The organism is Polycladospora coralii (genome assembly GCF_014773435.2).
In the GTDB taxonomy this organism is placed as follows: Bacteria; Bacillota; Bacilli; order Thermoactinomycetales; family Thermoactinomycetaceae; genus Polycladospora; species Polycladospora coralii.
Window position 1 is genome coordinate 98,351 of the sequence record NZ_JACXAG020000001.1, and the last position, 18,026, is coordinate 116,376.

An 18,026-nucleotide genomic window follows, 5' to 3' on the forward strand; every position below is an offset into this window, starting at 1 on the left:
ATCCTTACTTGACTCGATTATATGGTTTGTTTCCTTCTGATTTCTAAATAAGATTGAATAGCGGCACTAGCCATACGCTGAGGCGGAACATCCACGTGATGAACATGACGTCCTCTCCATCTATGAAGCGCTTGCTTCCTCTCATTCTTTAAGGAACGAGCAACATGTTGCTTGAGTGCGATTTCTAACGTTTCTGGCATTTGGTTTTCAATTTCCCCCAACTTCGAATCTTGCATCGACACTAATAATAAGTGGTGTTTTTTGACGGTCATATTTAACATCTCTGCTAATTGATCTGAAAAAGAGATGTTGACCATATCCGTAAATAACGTAATAAGTACCTTATGTTGATATTGAGCCCGTACATATTGCCAAGCGTGTACATAATTGGACTCTGCATAAGATGGCTTAATATCAAATGTCGCTTCTATCATTTTTTGGATATAATTGATCCCTTTTCCAGGTGGTAGCCAACAAATGATATCATCTGCAAATGCTAATAAACTAACTTGATCGCCTCTCTTAAGGGCTACAGATGCAAAGCCGAGCGCCGCCTCTAAGGTTTGATCAAGCTGGGTACGTCCTTCATTTTGTATCCCCATCATACGACCACAATCCAGTAAAATGATCACACTTTGTCCCATTAATGGTTGATATACATTACTCACTAATTTCCCAATACGCGCTGTACTCTGCCAGTTAATATTTCGCGGATCATCATCCGGTTGGTATTCACGAATGTGGGAAAATTCGCTTCCGCTCGGAACGATACGCTTAATGGATCTGCCTTCATTCGAGTGAAAGAGTGGCATACCTTTACGCACACGACGGGTAACTTCAAGTGAAGGATATACCTTCGCTTCATCTTCACATCGTAAACGTTCTTGTATGACCAGTAACTTCCACCTACTTTCCATGCGAATGTGCACATCATGAAAAAAATGTCTCCCCCTCCGATGGGGCTTAGCTTGATAACTAAAGGATTGCTCTGTTTCACCTTGCCAAGTTAGCGTAAATTGACGTTGGCTTACGCTAAAACCATCAGGATAGTCATCTTCGATCCACATAAACGTGTTCAATGGAGCTGATGACGACAAAACAACTTCAACACGATTCCATTGGTCAATCTCAAAAAGCATATCTTTTTTGCGTAAAGCACTTACTGAGGGGAACTGACTTAAAGTAAAAACATCGAGTAGTATGATGCCTAAAAGTACACCGTTTACCAGTATAAATACAAAAAGTCCTAACCCCCAGAACTGGGCACAAACGAAAAGTAAGACTGCTATGCCTAAAATAGCTAATAAACGATCAGATGGGATAAGTCTCTTATCTTGGGACTTCAGTTTTTTGAATAACTTCTTCCACAACATCATCCGGATTCCACCCCTCCAATTCACTATCGGGATGGAGGAATAAACGATGACGTAATGCCGGCTTCACGACTTCTTTAATATCATCCGGTGTAACAAAGCTACGACCCGATATCGCTGCGTGCGCTTTAGCAAGTGTCAATAATGTAACGCCAGCACGTGGGCTTGCACCCAAACTAACTTGAGTATGCTCTCTCGTTTGACGAATAATTTGCATCACATATTGAACAACAGACTTCTCAATCGTTACTTGATTTATGCATCCGCGCATCTCCAATAGTTCTTCTGGATCGATTAATGCTTGAACCATCGTTTCACGACTTACCCCTAACTCATGAGTAGCATACAGAAATAACTCTTCTTCTTCAAGTGGATAATCAATTAAAAGCTTCATTGCAAATCGGTCGAGCTGGGCTTCTGGCAAAGAATATGTCCCTTCGTACTCGATTGGATTTTGCGTAGCCACTACAAAAAATGGCTTTTCTAAAATGTGCGTTTCCCCATCAATCGAAATTTGTCCTTCTTCCATTGCTTCTAGCAAGGCTGACTGGGTTTTGGGTGGCGTACGATTGATCTCATCTGCAATTAAAACATGTGAAAAGATCGGGCCTTTACGAAATGAGAAGTGCCCAGAATGCATATCATAAACCTTTGTTCCAATTACATCAGAAGGCATTAAGTCAGGAGTAAATTGAATCCTGTTCGATTTACAATCTACGACTTTAGCCAGCGTTCGAACCATTAGGGTTTTACCAAGTCCTGGCACCCCTTCTAGTAAGATATGACCGCCAGTCAACAGACCGATCCATAAAAATTTAAGTTGCTCTTTCTGACCGACAATCGATCTTTGTAATACTTCTACAACTTGTTGTGATTTAATTGATATTGATTCAAATTCCATTTTAAGCGTGCTCCTTCCGCAAGCGATCAATCGTTTGTAATATAGCTAGCATTTCGGACTGTGAAATCGGTTTCGTGAACTTAGAAATTTCATTTACTTTGCTCGATAACTTTTGATAAGTATCATAATCAGATGATCCGTACTTTTCTCTTATCCCTTCAGAATCAAGTCCATTTAACTGCTCATTAAGTTGATTGAAAGCCGTTCGTACAATATCATTTCTTAAATTCGACTTTTGATAACGATGTGCTAAACCTTCTACATACTCCATCGCATCTCGTGACAATTTTACCTTCTCATAGCGAGGACGACTAAATCGTTTCCCTTTCGCATAAAACCAAAGGATGATTAGAATACATGCCTGTATGATAACAAACCAAACTTGCGCATCTAAGAAAAGAATGAAGCTTAGCCAACTCGGGGTTTGAATCGCGTTATTTTCTGATGTTAAATCTTCTCCATTTCCATCTGAAGCGTAATTTTCATCCCTTTCCGCCAACTCTCCAAAAAAGGAATGGATAGTTTCATCAAAGTAGATCGTACGATTCCAGTCCGTAACCACCCATAAAAAGAAAGCAATGTGATCTACATGATCTAATGCTTCGTTTTGTATAAAATAAGGCTCTGGTACGTATAGGATTCGCCCATCCCCTACATCACGCTTCACGATCAAGGGCTCGTCCTGGGCATTAAGCGCAATGATGCGATCTGAATCACCAAGATTAGCTACACATTCTTGATGTGGCCACTCTAAAGTATACATATCTGCTAACCATTTTTGGCTTCGATCGGTAGCTATTGCTTTTACTTTTTCTTCATCTGAACAAACTTGGGTCGTAAATTGAAAAGCCTTGGTCCACTCCGAATGTCCCAAACTGATTAAGACCACTTGATTTCCACGCTTCATCCAGGCATTAAGCTTCTGGATTTCGGACTCATCTGGCAGTGATTTTGTAGGATGAGCAATATACAGTGTAGAGCCAGTTCCTTTAGGGAGATCACTGTACTTTTCTTCCCACGTTTGTACCTTTTCCCCTCTTTTTTGATAAAAGAGATACAAAGCTTTGACTCCGTTTTCATCCGGGTTTTGCGATGAAAACGGTAAATTTGGAGACTTTTGGAGCCAAAATACCCATGCAACTCCCATAATAAAGAGGACACAAATGATGATTGTCATTTTAACGACCTGTTTCATCCGGACCCTCCTTCTCTGTCAACGCATCCAAATGATGTGAATAAGCAGCATACTCTTGCTCATTTACGGGAGACTCTCCATATTTCACACGCTCAAATTGTGCTGTGATAGCTGAGAAAGAGGTTGATTTTTCTGGCCAACTGTTCTTTAACTCTTTCCGATAATCACCATTCGTTTTATTTGATTTTAAGTTCAGTTTCTGTTCATTTGCCAGAAAAGTGAGACTCCACTTAAACCATGCCATAACACCTAGGTTATATTTCCCTTCCTTTACATATGTAAGGGCTTGTGCTCGCCAGTCTGTATCGCGGTGTACTTGCTTATCGGAGGTATCTTTCCATTCCTGTCGTGTGAACCACCATCTCGTAACCAGCCATACCAAAAACGCGATGATCAAAATGCCAAGGATGCTCCACATGATTGTCCCTACCTCACTCAAATCGAGTGACTCTAAAAAACCACTTTCACGCTCATTTGTATGTGGCAATGGATGCTCATCTAATGTACGACCAAATTCAGATTGTGATAATATTTCCGCAAGTTGGTCACGAGCAGTTTCGATATCTGATTGAATAACGTGTCACCTCCGATCTGGCGTTAAGCGTCTAATCTGTTCTTTAATATCGGTCGCTTCCGTCAGAATAAGTTGGTTTTGATAGAATAGCGCGATATATAGGGGTGTGAATAAGAATAAAATTGGACCAATTCCAATGGTTATGAGACTCCCAATCGTATACCATAAGAGACTTAAATACGCAAGATCCCATAAAGCCCAATCTAAAAAACTCATACTCAGCATCGCGATAAGAGACTTAAACATGCCAAGAAAAAATAATGCACCAAAAGTTTGCCACACTTTTCCTCTACTTAAAGTCCAACTCTTCTTTATTGCAAAACGAAGTGTACGCCGTTCCATCATAAACACAGGAATTGTAAGCGCAAAGCGGATAAAAAAATAGGAAGCCAAAAGTGCAATAAGTAGCTCACACAAAAAAACGATTCCCGCTATGTCGACTTGAGTATGAGGTGTAAGTAGCCATATTGAGCTAATGATCACCCCACTAATAGCGGTAAGAATAAGTATAAATGGGAGATGGGCAAATATCGCTCTGAAACTATGCAGCATTGTTTTTTTAATGGTGCTCGTACCACGCAGTTCTTCCTGATTAAGCATTTGTAAGGAAGCGTATTGTAGTATGGGATAGAGCAGAAATAAAACAAAGAAATATTGGATGCTTCCGCCAAGATAGTAGAAAAAAGTGTCGCTATTTTCACCCGAACGTAGACTTTCCGTTTGGTAGATTATCCACCATACTTCAAGCGCAAGAAAAGGCAGACTAAAGCAGAAGGATAGCAAGTACAATTTTTTAAAATGCAGTCGAAGCAAGCGGAAAGTGCCATCGATCAACTCAGTAAAATGGAGATAACGCAAAAATCCACCCCTTACTTTATATATTTTTCTAAGATTATTATACACGATTTGAATCTGATAGAAGTGAGTATTGTTACTCACTTCTATCAGATTCGTTTACCTGGCTAATAAGGATTCATAAGTTGACTGATTCAAATGTTTGGTAAGCGCAACAATAAAGGCAATAGAAGCTTCTATATCTTCTTTATCTACAATCGACGCATGTGAATGGATATAGCGCGCACAAATGCCAATGGCAGCAGTAGGAACTCCCTCACCTGAAATATGAAATCTCCCTGCATCTGTACCACCTGGCGAGACGAAAAATTGATAGGGAATCCCTTCAGATTCAGCAATATCAAGGAGAAAATCGCGCATACCTGGAAGTGTGATCATCGATCGATCATATAATCGGATTAATACACCTTTTCCAATTTCCCCATATCCATTTGACACACCTGGAATGTCTCCAGCTGGTCCTGAATCAACTGCAAAAGCAACGTCTGGTTGAATTAAATTAGATGATACTGCAGCACCTCGTGTTCCTACTTCTTCCTGTACGGTAGCACCGCTATAGAGTAAATTGGGTTGCTCGGCTTGTGGTAATCTTTTTAACAGCTCGATAGCGAGCCCACAACCAAAACGATTATCCCATGCTTTACTCATTAAACGATGTCCCCCCTCAAGTTCTGTGAAAGGACTATGCGGAATAATGAAGTCACCGGGTTGAATCCCCCATTCCTCTACTTGCTCTTTCCCGTTGGCACCCACATCAATAAACATTTGATCGATCTCAAATGCTTTTTTCCGTCTTTCCATACTCAATAAATGTGGAGGGATGGAACCGATCACGCCGGCAATCATTTTGCCGGAACGCGTCAAGATATCTACACGTTGCGCCAACATGACCTGACTCCACCATCCGCCTAAGGTTTGAAATTGAATAAACCCTTCTGCTGTAATTTTAGTCACCATAAAAGAAACTTCATCCATGTGTCCAGCTACCAACACTTTAGGACCTTTAACATCAATCCCTTTTCGTACAGCAAATAGGCCGCCCAACCGATCTTGAATCACTTCATCTGCATATGGCGTCAGATAATGACGCATCAATTCCCGTACATGATGTTCATAGCCTGGAGCTCCAGGTGCTTGGGTTAACTCTTCAAACATTTTCCAATCCGTCATGATGAACCTCCTCTAATTGTTCCTTTTTCCATTCCTGGTATCGCCTATGTACAGTCGCTCGTGAAACATCATAGCCAAATCCATTTAATGTAGCTGCAATCTCAGCAAATGTGAGCTTTTTCTCTTTGAGCGCAATAATTTGTTCAATAGGCACCTGTTTTTTTTCTCTTCCACCTAACCCTTGATTTTTGAGATTTTTCGCTGGGCGATAACCTTTTTCCTGAATGGCTCGTTTCATCCCCCAGCTTATTTTTTGATTCATCATCTTGCGTTGCAGCTCTTCTACTTTCGCAATGATATGTAACACGGTAGATTCTCCAGCATCTAGTTCCAATTCACCTTGATTCTGAAAGCTATAGATTTGGCACTGTAATTTGTAAAGTTGATGGATTATAGCCAGCTTGGCTTCACCTCGTCCTAGGCGTGTATCATCTTGGACTAAGAGAACATCTGCCTGCTTACTCCGAAAATATTGCAAGATGTCATGAAGCCCTTTGCGATCTAAATGATATCCACTCTGCTGCTCTGAAATCACATCGACAACCGTAAATCGAAGCGCTTCCGCCCACTCTCTTAACATACTTTCTTGACGTGACAAACTAGTCTCCTGCGCTTCCTTTTGCGTACTTACGCGAATATAGAGGACCGCTTTTATCATCTATGTAGTTCTCTCCCTTCACCTTGCAGGTTCTGAGTAAATTGAGTAAAGTGGTTATGGAAGGAGTGAGAAAGACATGATTACCAAAGAACTAATTACAAGAATTAATGAACTAGCTCATAAGCAAAAAAGCATTGGATTAGACGAGAGTGAGAAAAAAGAACAACAACAACTACGCCAAAAATATTTAAAAGCGATACGTGGCCAAGTGAAAGATCAACTTTCCCGGGTCCGCTTTGAGAATCAAGAGGATTAGACTCGGCTAAACACCTTCCTTATTATAACGAACTCCTATGATTACGACAAACAAGTCCGCCTACGTGGACTTGTTTTTTTTCACAATGAATCCCCCAATTGTACAAATACTCTTTTATATTTATTGTAAGTGTTTTCACATGCTATACTAATAAAATCTGTGCGTTAGTGAACGTTTTAATAAAATAGAAAAGAGGCGATGCTTCAATATGACGAGTGTACAACTTTATAAAGAGCAATGGTTTGGCAATATTAGAGGCGATGTTTTAGCGGGAATGACTGTCGCGCTGGCACTGATTCCAGAGGCCATAGCATTTTCTATCATTGCAGGTGTAAACCCAATGGTCGGGCTATATGCTTCCTTCTGTATTGCTGTGATTACAGCATTTGTTGGTGGTCGTCCCGGTATGATTTCCGCAGCAACGGGTGCTATGGCACTTCTGATGGTTACTTTGGTACGAGATCACGGAATCGAATATTTGTTTGCAGCTACCGTATTAACCGGAATCATTCAATATTTCTTAGGATTGCTTAAGGTTGGACGTTTCATTACCTTTATTCCCCATTCCGTGATTACAGGTTTTGTAAATGCATTAGCCATCTTAATTTTCTTAGCTCAGTTAGTACATTTTAAAGAGGCTTCTTGGGTCATGTATGCAATGGTTGCGGCTACACTCGCGATCATCTACTTACTCCCTCGATTAACGAAAATCGTACCATCAGCATTGGTCGCCATCGTAACCATCACCATTATTACGATTATACTGGGGCTAGACATCCGTACCGTAGGAGATATGGGAGCTATTACACAATCCTTACCGATCTTCCACTTGCCGGAGATGCCGCTTACAAAAGATAGCTTATTGATTATCCTACCTTATTCTTTTGCGCTGGCATTAGTAGGGATATTAGAATCACTCCTTACCGCTACCATTGTAGATGAAGAAACAGACACCAAGAGTAATAAAAACCGTGAGGTAAAAGGACAAGGTCTTGCCAATATTGTAACGGGCTTTTTCGGCGGTATGGCCGGATGTGCGATGATTGGCCAATCTGTCATTAATGTGAAGTCAGGTGGACGTGGCCGTTTATCTTCATTCGTAGCAGGTGCATTCTTACTTTTTCTCATTCTTGTACTCGGAGACATTGTTACCCAAATTCCCATGGCCGCGCTTGTAGGTGTGATGATTATGGTTTCCATCAGCACCTTCGATTGGGGATCTCTTAAAGCTTTGCATAAGATTCCACGCGGAGATGCTCTTGTCATGATCGTAACGGTCGCGATTGTCGTGATCACACATGACCTATCTAAAGGTGTAATTGCAGGCGTGATCATGAGCGCGGTGATATTTGGTTGGAAAATCGCTAAACTCAAAGTTAAAACGACGATGCATGAGAATCAGAAAGTTTACCGAGTATCGGGACAACTCTTCTTCGGAACCATGATGCACTTTGTCGATCTATTTCAGTTCGACGAAGATCCAGATGAAATTACAATCGATTTTAGTCATGCACATGTCTGGGATCAATCAGCTGTAATTGCGATCTCCAAAGTAGTGAATAAATATCACCTACTTGATAAGAAAGTTCATATTCAAGGATTAAACCATGAAAGTGAAGGCTTGATTGAACGCATTGGACTATCGACACCTTCCGGACACTAACATTATGACAAAGAGCAATGATTCTCCTTGAATCATTGCTCTTTGTCTATCACGCTACTCATTTTGCGCATCATAAATTCGATTGGACCACGTTTGTAAAATCGTCTCCATATACTTGAAAAAAGCATAGCGCCCAGAAAGAACAGGAAAGAAATTAGAACAGCTATCCATAATGTCACATCGGAATAACCCACGAGATACAGAATGGTCAGCAACAAAAAATGCCCCACATAATGCGTTAGTGCCAACTGCCCTGTATACACCCACGGAGATAACCAGTTTTGAAAGGTACTTCTTTCCGATAAATAAATGCAACCCAATATCGTTAAGATAGCCGTACAAGAACTGGATAACATATAAAATAGATTAGGTGGCATTGGTTTCGTTTGAAATAAGTATTGTGCAATTTCCAAGCCAATAACTGGGGATGAAAAATAAATCAGCAGAGCGGAACAAAATTCTACCAGTACAAAACCAATTAGCGCCCCGATAGCCAGTTTCTTCCTAATTAGGGTGTCCTTCAAATCAACACGTCCTAACCACATCCCCAGTAGCAAAAAGCAAACCCACGGAAAAATAGGGTGATAACCATTAAACAGTAAATTGGAAATAAAACCTGTAGCTGTCCAAAAAGCTTCAAAATTTTGAAAGGAAGCATCCCAGCCCCAAGTATAGTCTAGAACAAGTAATAATATTTGGGATATCCCTAATATTGCACATAAAGTCCATACAAGTACCCGACTTGATTTCTCTATAAAAAAAGAGCCCACCACTAAATAGAAGGCATAGTAATGGAGAATATCTGCACGCCATCCACATAGTAAGAGAAGCATACCCAACCCCAACAGAAAAAGAGATCGTTTCCAAATTTGGATACGCGCTGATTTTAACAAAACATCATCTTGGGACAAGCGCACTTTTCTAGTCATAAGCGTTATGCCTATTCCTGCCAAGATGACAAACACAGCGGATGCTCTCCCCTCCAAAAGAGTGGTGAAGTACACCAACCACGCATCCCCTTCTTCTGTTGCGTTTAATGCAATTTTATAGTTCACAATCACCATACCCAAGATCGCTACAGCTCGTGCCGTGTCAAATCCGTAAATACGATTCATTTGATTATGCATTTGTACCCCCCCTATCACAACGGGGTTAAAAACACCTCCAGTATCGCTATATTTATTACCATCCCGTAATGAACACCTGGCAAGTAAATTGTAACGTAGTACTTTTCAATCTACAAGTCAATATTCCTACTCTTCTGCATAAAATAATGTGTTAGAATAAATTTTGTCGCATCATTTTAAATTGACATCAAAGGAGAAAAATGAAAATGAATCGTTTGAAAAGATCCGATTTGAAACGACTTGGATTGGATGCACTAAAAGGAAATTGGGGCACAGTAATCGGCAGTTTATTTATCTTGATCGCTATTTATGGCGCAATCTCTATCCTTTTTATTTTAATAGGAGGTACCCCTGATCCGAATAAAATATTCACTAAATTTGACGGTTTCAATTTGGTATCGCAACTCTTAACAACTGGAGCCTTTCAACTTGGATTTATTGCTATCTTTATGCATATTGCTCGCCAGCAAAAGGTATCAGTATCAATCTTATTTAAATATTATAAAAGTGGAAACCTCTATGTGAAATCTCTGATATGGTATATTTTGTATTCCATCTATCTCTTGTTATGGACCTTATTGCTTATCATCCCGGGATTCATTAAGTCATATTCCTATGCCATGTCTTCCTACATCCTAAATGATAACCCTGAGCTGTCGGCAAACCAAGCCATTACGCAAAGCCGTAAAATGATGGATGGTCACAAACTAGACTTATTCCTTTTACATCTAAGCTTTATTGGTTGGATTATCCTTGGGATCATTACATTCGGTATCGGGTTTATCTGGATTACGCCCTATATGCAAGCAACAGAAGCGATGTTTTATCGGAACTTAAAAGGTGAGCTTCATAATCAATAAACAAGAACCCCTTATCTTTCGACCACGCACGCTTTAAATGAAAAAAACTTCCACCGCTGAATAGTGGAAGTTTTTTTCATTTAAAGATAATCCATCCATATTTTAATTGAAGTAGCTAAGATCAAAAACGCTAACACCCATTGGAGAATTTTTGCATTTACCTTTTGACCAAATCTAGCACCTAAAGGGGAGGCAATGAGACTTGCCACAACCATGATTAGTGCAGGAATCAATAACACTTGACCCGTCGCAAATTTCCCGATTGTGGTTCCAATTGATGAAATAAATGTAATGGCTAGTGACGTAGCAATCGTCATACGTGTAGGGATTTTAAGCACAACCAGCATAATGGGGACTAAAATAAAAGCACCTGCAGCGCCTACAATACCCGCACCTAATCCAACTAGAACAGCTAATCCGGTAGCCAATACTTTACTAAAAGTAACTTGCTCATTTGGGATCATATCGATATTTTTTTTAGGAATAAACATGAGAATAGCTGCAAGCGTTGCCAAAATTGCATATACGAGATTAATCGTTTCTTCACTCATAATCGTAGAGCTATATGCCCCCATAAAACTGCCGATGATAATCCCCATACCCATATATAGAATGAGTGACAGATTTAAAAATCCACCTTTTCGATAAGCCCACACCCCTCCGATCGTTGCAAAAAATACTTGTACAGCACTAATGCCAGAAACTTCATGCGCACTAAAGGCTATAAGTCCCAGCGCTGGTGGAATATATAGTAGCATGGGATACTTAATAATCGAGCCACCTATACCTACCATACCTGAGATAAATGAACCGATAAAGCCAATTAAAAAGATGGTTACGATCAACATCATATCCATATACAGCGCTCCTTTAAAAAGAACAGGAGTGCTAGCATACCCCTGTTCTTACCCTTTAATCGTGTACAGCACAACGATTAGGTCCCATTTCCATCTCTCGTTGCTCCGCTTCATTCGATTTTTGAATCCCCATATTGGTGTGCCGAATATCCTGATAAGCATGTGGTTGAGGAGGTAAATTTTCGGCTACTGTTTGGTGAAATCGCTGTTTATCACTTAATTTTAAACCAGGATTGCTTTTGTATAACTCATCTAATGTCGCTTGTACGCTTCCATCTTGACCAAGTTCTGCTACTTTTCCAAAGTGTGCAGGTAAAACAATCAAATCGAAAGGAAGTTGTTTATATTTTTGATAGAGAGAATCATATAAATCGTGACTCCATTCATTTGCTTTACCCGCTAAGTCAGGTCTGCCAACTGAGGCGATGAACAAAATATCGCCGGTCAACAAGTATTGCTGATCCACAATGATCGAAGTACTACCGATGGTATGACCTGGTGAGTAGAGCGCCTCCACTAATGGAATATCTACACCTTCTACCAGTGGTTCGAACGTAAATTGTACTTCTTCAGCATCTTGAGGTGGCAAATAGTATCTGGCGCCTGTTTCATCCCTTAATAAACGTCCGCCCGATATATGATCGGCATGTAAATGTGTATCGATCACATAACGAATCTGCACCTGTATATCTTCCGCAAAATCTAAATATTGGGTAATCATCCGGCTGGGATCAATTACGATCGCTTCTCCATTAGATTCGATCATGTAAGAAAGACATCCTTTTCCCATACGCACAAATTGGTAAATAGTTCCCTTTTCGTTCAGATCAGCTATTTTTACAGGATGTAGATATTCACCCCAATATGTCATGCCCCCCTCAAGGAAAAATACATGCTCTAAACCTGCATCGACTAAGTGTTGCGCAACCATTTCAGATGAACCTTGTTTGGCACATACCACAAGTATATCTTGATTTTCCGGTATTTGATCGATAATATGATCGATACCATCAATGAGATCAAAATAGGGCATATTAAGATATTCAAAGTGCATTCCTTCGATTTTCCAATCTTGAAAGGCTTTCTCGTTTCTTACATCTAAAACGAAAAGAGAATGATCATTCAATATGCGTTGTGTAAGTTCCTTTGCTGACATCGGTTTGATCGACATCATCTACTCCTCCTTTATACCTCTTCTTTCTGAATAAGACCAGACCATTCATGCATACCAGGTAACACATTTCTCACTTGTGTAAATCCTTTGTCTGCAAGTAGTTGTGCAGCCAAGTCACTTCGGTTTCCTGTACGACAGATCACATAAAGATCAACATCTTTTTCGCATTCATCCAATCGACTCTCCAACTCCCCTAGAGGAATGGACATAGCTTGTGGGATATGACCAAAGTGATATTCTGCTTCTTCACGCACATCTACAATCAACATGTGCTCATTTGCATTCAATTTGGTTTGAAGATTTTGATTGGTAATCGTATGCGGGTATATTTTCTCTTGCTTTACTTCTACTTCGCTTGCTTTTCGAATAAAGTGATGAATCACACCTTCTATTTGCTTATTTCCTAAATATTGATGACCATTCTTATTGGACCAGGCTTGCATATCAGCTATAGAACCTTGATCTGTAGCCTCAACTTGCATCACATCTCCTGATTCTAATTGGTCCATACCTTTTTTCGTTTTAACAATCGGCATCGGACAAGCCATTCCTTTTGCATCAATAACGTGATTAACCTTAATGTTCATTTTGCACTCTCCTTTTAAATAAATAGATTTACATTTGCATCACTAGCTTCAGCTAGATAGGCAGCCACGCCTGCATAATCGAGTCCATCAATCAATTCTTCTTTTTTTAATCCAAGCAAATCCATCGTCATGGTGCAAGCGATTAGATTGACGCCCTGCTCTTGAGCCATTTCGATTAACTGTGGTAAGGAAAGAACTTGATGTTTTCCCATCACATGTTTAATCATTTTGGGCCCTATTCCGGCAAAATTCATCCTCGATAGTCCAAATTTCTCTGGCCCTCGTGGCATCATTTTCCCAAACATTTTCTCTAGCCCATTTTTTTCAACTGGAACATGTTCATCTTTCCGGAGTAAATTTAACCCCCAAAACGTATGGAAAATGGTTACTTCATGATCATATGCCGCTGCACCATTCGCGATAATAAATGCAGCAATCGCTTTATCTAAGTCACCGCTGAACAAAACAATGGTTGTTTTTTCAGGTTGTTTTTCCAAGTGATCCCCCTCCTTGTATACTTATACCCCTATAGGTATTGAAACAGACAAAAAATATATGCACTCCATCTAACTCAAATACCCATATGGGTATAATAACAGAGATAAAAAAAAGCTGTCAAGACATATATGCCTATCTGCTTTTTACTAACAAGTTTACGGCTTCTTGAATAAAAGCCTCAGTATCTTCTCCATTTTCAATCTGCCTACGTACACATTCCTCTAAGTTCGAACTTACGATCACAGCAATTGCACGATCTAAGGCTGTTCGTACCGCAGACATTTGCCCTACTAATTCCTTACATTCCTTCCCTTCATCCATCATATTGATGATTCCTTTTACTTGTCCTTCAATCCGTTTCATTCTATTTTTCACTTTTACATCGTATTCCATCTGATCCACCTCCTACATACTATGAATCTATTTCATATCATAACACACTTTTAGAATAAGCTGAAAGGAGTGAAGAAGTTACTCCTTTCAGCTCTGGCTTTCTACTGTTCGATCTAGCCATTCGTCCACCATTTCTTGAAATAACCTCGGCTGTTCGAGTTGCAAGTTATGACCAGCTCGATCTAATACAGCAAAGGTAGCACGTGTAAATCGCTGAAAAACATGCCAAGCATCTTGGAAGCCTGTCATCCCATCTTGGCGCCCCATTAGAAATAGGCTTGGTTTAGAGAATGCGGTAATCAGAACATCGACATCATCCGAAAAGGCATACTGTTTCCGTATTTTTTCTAAAAAAGATGGAATAGCTAATGTACTTCCATCTAAGATTTCAGTTTGAAATCGTTTCCAATTTTCTCTGTCTTGGACAACCGCATAGGTACAAAAAACCTCGCGTTCGGCTTCTGAGAGCTGTGTCAGAAAGTTTTCGTCTCGATAAATCACATGATGATCGGGCAGCGTTCTTTTATGGCTATCCGGGATGATCATCGGACTTATGAATGCTACACCAATCACTTGCTCACTTCTTTTTGCAATGATTCCACGCGCGATGTAACCGCCATAAGATAAACCAGCAATGAGAAACGGGGTATTCCCTATCACTTGATCAATAAATTCGAGCATCACATCAAGCATATCATCAGAACTGTGAATATGATTTGTTCCTACACTTTTCCCCATACCTGGAAAATCGACATAGATGCGTTTCCAATTTTCGCTCCTCTGTACAAATACGGGTTCTAAACAGCCAGTCATAACACGATGATCGAGCGAAAAACCATGAAGCATCAGTACAGGTTGTCCACTTCCTATAACTACATAGTGAACGGTCGTCTCACCAATCAGGCATTTCATTTGTACACCTCCTATTTGATATATCCTGTATGATTCTATAATAGAATAATTGATTGCATTAAGTACATCCATATTTCCATAAGTATCGAAATGGAGCCATCCTCTATTTTATATTATGGCACACGGGGAAAAGCATTTGAGTAGGGATCTACCTACTCAAATGCTTTAAGAAAATATTATTGATTGGACTGTATAAAACGAGCACAATTAAGACCAATCATCATAGCTGCCGTTGCAGGATTTCCATCGGGGATTTTGGGTGCAATACATAAATCTGCTATTCTTAAATTTTTTACACCATGAACCCTTAAGTGACCATCCACAACACCATCTGCTTTTGATCGGCTCATCCGACATTGTCCCGCATAATGGGTATAACTTCTAACTGTCGACTTCGAAAACCTGAGAAGTTCAATTCTCCTCCTATCTTTATTTTTAATTTGAAAGATCTCTTCTGCTGGTGCAACAACTTTAAATAGACCTTTAGGATCTAGTTTTCTTGCTCTTCTGATAATATTATATGTGATTAAATAAGCATCTACTGCTTCATTAAATTGTTGTTGTCCGACAAAATAATTTAATTGAACTTCTGGATATGCTTCAGGATCTGTATGAGCTGCACGAACAAAACCTAGGCTAGGTGGATTTAAAATGACAAGTGACATACTCATCACATTGGAAGGCTTTTTAGGGTTGAATTTCCAATTATTGAGAGAGACTAATGATGCGGGGAGATAAAAAGAGTTATATACCGTTTGCAATTGCAGTGAACGCGTTTTTGATCTTCGATTGAGAAAAGCACCAAACACAAAAGGTTGATTCGGATCTGCTCGTAATATTTGAAGCAATCGACTGGTTTCAATTTCAATCCCCATAGGCAGTGCATAGTGGGATTGCATATTTCGACCTACATTTTCATTGATTAAAATGGGTTCAATTCCAGCACGGAGTAAATCTTGCCTTCCTCCAATCCCTGAACGTTGTAGAATGACTGGTGAATAGTTTCCTGAAGAAACGATAATCTCTTTATTGGCATAAGCCACTTTGGAGACCCCATTATCTACAAATTCGACAGCATAAGCAATAAAACCGCCATTTACTTTTCGTAGTAGAACTCTGTTGACAGTTGCTTTTGTAATGAGCAACAAATTTCGATTAACGCCCACACCAACCGAGTTAAATTCATTACTTTGTGTGACAATGCTAGCGTTAAGATAGCCCGTTGCAGTTGATTGGCGAATAATATTATTTTTACTAAGCACTTTTTGATAATATTGCGATCGAACAAACGTACAGCCATTTATTCCCGTATTGTAGTCATCTACTAGAGGAACACCTGTGACTTGTTGTGTTGCTTTTGCGTAAGTGCTTCCCACGGTTCCATTTTTTTTGGTGAGCTCTTGCCTTACAAAAATGGGGCCATTACGACCTCGTTGATTCGGCTTTTGTGTACTACCTGTATAATTTTCAAATTCTTTAAATAATGGTAAGACACTTTTGTAACTCCATTGTGAGCCTACCATTTGTGCCCATTCATCATATAGCTCTTTACTTCCTCGAGTAGCGTATGAACCATTATGTTGCGTTCCGCCACCCACTAATCGACCCGATTGATAAGCTTGTTGCTCATTTAAAACGGGTTCCCGCTTTGTGAGTGCATTATAGGCAAATCTATTATTAAGTGCCTGATCTTCAGCATCTTCAAACTGGGGATTTAATGTTTCTGAAGTCATATTGGTTCCGGCTTCAAGTAGTAATACCGAATTAGAACGATTATCCGATAGTTTTTTAGCAACAATGGCACCAGCACTTCCCGCACCTAGCACAATATAATCAAAAGTTAATGCTGGTGTGGGGATTGGTTTAATTTTTCTACCCAAATGTACACCTCCATAACCATATTTCTTTCTAATAGTGATTATATTAATAACACAAAAAAGTGCTTGTGTGTTTTAATTACTACATCTATCCCATTCTTCTAGAACCAACTCCCTATTAATTTGAACACCTGCTTCATAACCGTCTGCCGCAGCTCCTAGTAATCCTGAAAAATACGCTTGTGCATCACCGATAATATACAATCCTTTGCATGTGGTTTGTCCATGTCTGTTGGTTTCATAACAACCCTTCTCATTTAAATGAACGCCTAACTGGGTAGGCAACAAACAAGCCTGTATGGCACCAGTATCTTGAATAAACCCTGCTGTTCGTGGTACAGATTGGTCACCTTCTACAATGACAGATGCTAATTTTCCGCCGATTTTAATTCGTAATTGTTTGATCGGTTTTTCAATCACCTTAATTCGCCTTTTTTCTAGAGCGGCCCATTCTATATCCGTCATACATGTAGGCCCATTGGTAAATACAATTAAATCTTTACTCCATTGATAAATCTGCTGTATATATCCATACATATGTTTCCCGTTAGCAAAAATCGCTAGCGGTTTCTCTTGTAATTCCCAACCATCACAATATGGACAAGGAAATATACTCTTCCCATAAGCTTCCTGCAATCCGGGTATAGGAGGTAACTGGTCCTTTAAGCCGCTAGCAAAAATAATCTTACGACTTCTTATTTTCTCATTTGAACGGGTTAAAGTTACAAATATATATTGATCACGTTGAACATGATCAACGTGACTGCGAATGCAAGACACATTTTTATATGCTTCTAACTGGGTATGATTCACCTTATAAAAAGCAGACTGTGTCATGCCATCCCTAGATAAGAAGCCATGTGATTGCTTTGCTACCTGGTTTCGAGGTTGTCCCTCATCAATAAGCGCAACTTTGCGTCTTGCTCTTCCTAATACTAATGCAGCGGTCAGTCCAGCTGGCCCACCTCCGACAATGACAACATCCCATAATGAATCAGACGCCATCTGTTTTCCTCCTATCTGAATCTGCCTCACTAGAATCAGTATCGACCGAAATCTTTTCTTCTACTCAGTAATCCGCTAAGTATGATACAAT

19 protein-coding genes are annotated in these 18,026 nt (G+C 39.8%); 3 read left to right on the forward strand and 16 right to left on the reverse strand.

Translation table 11 applies throughout. The features are described 5' to 3' along the window. Positions 1 to 17 precede the first annotated feature (17 nt). The 7 genes from IC619_RS00550 to IC619_RS00580 form a co-directional block, all read right to left on the reverse strand. Complete coding sequence (locus IC619_RS00550) at positions 18 to 1,376, reverse strand: DUF58 domain-containing protein (RefSeq protein WP_191138164.1); 1,359 nt, start codon at positions 1,374 to 1,376, stop codon at positions 18 to 20. Continuing rightward, positions 1,330 to 2,274, reverse strand: coding sequence for an AAA family ATPase (locus IC619_RS00555; RefSeq protein ID WP_191138165.1), 945 nt, complete (start codon positions 2,272 to 2,274; stop codon positions 1,330 to 1,332). Before IC619_RS00555 ends, IC619_RS00550 begins: the two co-directional genes overlap by 47 nt. A gap of 1 nt (position 2,275) precedes the next feature. Continuing rightward, a complete protein-coding gene (locus IC619_RS00560) occupies positions 2,276 to 3,469 on the reverse strand; it encodes a DUF4350 domain-containing protein (protein WP_191138166.1) in 1,194 nt (397 codons plus the stop codon). Next, positions 3,453 to 3,956 carry a DUF4129 domain-containing protein gene (locus IC619_RS00565; RefSeq protein WP_191138167.1) on the reverse strand — a complete coding sequence of 168 codons (504 nt, stop codon included), beginning with the start codon at positions 3,954 to 3,956 and terminating at the stop codon, positions 3,453 to 3,455. The genes IC619_RS00560 and IC619_RS00565 overlap by 17 nt, the downstream gene beginning before the upstream one ends. Positions 3,957 to 4,049: 93 nt before the next feature. After that, on the reverse strand, positions 4,050 to 4,901 hold the full coding sequence (locus IC619_RS00570; protein ID WP_191138168.1) for a glycerophosphoryl diester phosphodiesterase membrane domain-containing protein: 852 nt from the start codon (positions 4,899 to 4,901) through the stop codon (positions 4,050 to 4,052). A gap of 96 nt (positions 4,902 to 4,997) precedes the next feature. Then, positions 4,998 to 6,068 carry a M42 family metallopeptidase gene (locus IC619_RS00575; protein ID WP_191138169.1) on the reverse strand — a complete coding sequence of 357 codons (1,071 nt, stop codon included), beginning with the start codon at positions 6,066 to 6,068 and terminating at the stop codon, positions 4,998 to 5,000. Continuing rightward, entirely contained in the window at positions 6,046 to 6,723 is a 678-nt protein-coding gene (locus IC619_RS00580; RefSeq protein ID WP_191138197.1) for a YneB family resolvase-like protein, read from the reverse strand. Before IC619_RS00580 ends, IC619_RS00575 begins: the two co-directional genes overlap by 23 nt. A 79-nt stretch (positions 6,724 to 6,802) precedes the next feature. Between IC619_RS00580 and IC619_RS00585 the strand changes: the two genes are divergently transcribed. Beyond that, on the forward strand, positions 6,803 to 6,982 hold the full coding sequence (locus IC619_RS00585) for a DUF896 domain-containing protein (RefSeq protein WP_191138170.1): 180 nt from the start codon (positions 6,803 to 6,805) through the stop codon (positions 6,980 to 6,982). Positions 6,983 to 7,190: 208 nt separating this feature from the next. Further along, entirely contained in the window at positions 7,191 to 8,645 is a 1,455-nt protein-coding gene (locus IC619_RS00590; RefSeq protein ID WP_191138171.1) for a SulP family inorganic anion transporter, read from the forward strand. Between the two features lie 32 nt (positions 8,646 to 8,677). Here IC619_RS00590 and IC619_RS00595 read toward each other — a convergent pair whose 3' ends face one another. After that, positions 8,678 to 9,772: a DUF418 domain-containing protein gene (locus IC619_RS00595; protein ID WP_191138172.1), complete on the reverse strand. Its 1,095-nt coding sequence runs from the start codon at positions 9,770 to 9,772 to the stop codon at positions 8,678 to 8,680. Positions 9,773 to 9,978: 206 nt separating this feature from the next. Between IC619_RS00595 and IC619_RS00600 the strand changes: the two genes are divergently transcribed. After that, a complete protein-coding gene (locus IC619_RS00600) occupies positions 9,979 to 10,632 on the forward strand; it encodes a DUF975 family protein (RefSeq protein ID WP_191138173.1) in 654 nt (217 codons plus the stop codon). An 80-nt stretch (positions 10,633 to 10,712) separates the two neighbouring features. On the opposite strand, the gene IC619_RS00605 is transcribed toward IC619_RS00600, so the two are convergent. The 8 genes from IC619_RS00605 to IC619_RS00640 all read right to left on the reverse strand — a co-directional run bounded on the left by IC619_RS00605 (position 10,713) and on the right by IC619_RS00640 (position 17,935). Then, a complete protein-coding gene (locus IC619_RS00605; protein ID WP_191138174.1) occupies positions 10,713 to 11,489 on the reverse strand; it encodes a sulfite exporter TauE/SafE family protein in 777 nt (258 codons plus the stop codon). A gap of 55 nt (positions 11,490 to 11,544) precedes the next feature. Beyond that, positions 11,545 to 12,660: an MBL fold metallo-hydrolase gene (locus IC619_RS00610; RefSeq protein WP_191138175.1), complete on the reverse strand. Its 1,116-nt coding sequence runs from the start codon at positions 12,658 to 12,660 to the stop codon at positions 11,545 to 11,547. 14 nt (positions 12,661 to 12,674) lie between these two features. Next, positions 12,675 to 13,250, reverse strand: a complete 576-nt coding sequence (locus tag IC619_RS00615; protein WP_191138176.1) for a sulfurtransferase TusA family protein — start codon at positions 13,248 to 13,250, stop codon at positions 12,675 to 12,677. Between the two features lie 14 nt (positions 13,251 to 13,264). Beyond that, the gene (locus IC619_RS00620) at positions 13,265 to 13,747 is read right to left on the reverse strand and encodes a DsrE/DsrF/DrsH-like family protein (protein ID WP_191138177.1); all 483 of its coding nucleotides are present in this window, start codon (positions 13,745 to 13,747) and stop codon (positions 13,265 to 13,267) included. A 133-nt stretch (positions 13,748 to 13,880) separates the two neighbouring features. Then, positions 13,881 to 14,141, reverse strand: a complete 261-nt coding sequence (locus tag IC619_RS00625) for a metal-sensitive transcriptional regulator (protein ID WP_191138178.1) — start codon at positions 14,139 to 14,141, stop codon at positions 13,881 to 13,883. 87 nt (positions 14,142 to 14,228) lie between these two features. Beyond that, positions 14,229 to 15,053, reverse strand: coding sequence for an alpha/beta fold hydrolase (locus tag IC619_RS00630; RefSeq protein WP_191138179.1), 825 nt, complete (start codon positions 15,051 to 15,053; stop codon positions 14,229 to 14,231). A gap of 176 nt (positions 15,054 to 15,229) precedes the next feature. Next, a complete protein-coding gene (locus IC619_RS00635) occupies positions 15,230 to 16,933 on the reverse strand; it encodes a GMC family oxidoreductase (RefSeq protein ID WP_249669659.1) in 1,704 nt (567 codons plus the stop codon). Positions 16,934 to 17,005: 72 nt separating this feature from the next. Then, entirely contained in the window at positions 17,006 to 17,935 is a 930-nt protein-coding gene (locus tag IC619_RS00640; RefSeq protein WP_191138180.1) for an NAD(P)/FAD-dependent oxidoreductase, read from the reverse strand. Positions 17,936 to 18,026 lie beyond the last annotated feature (91 nt).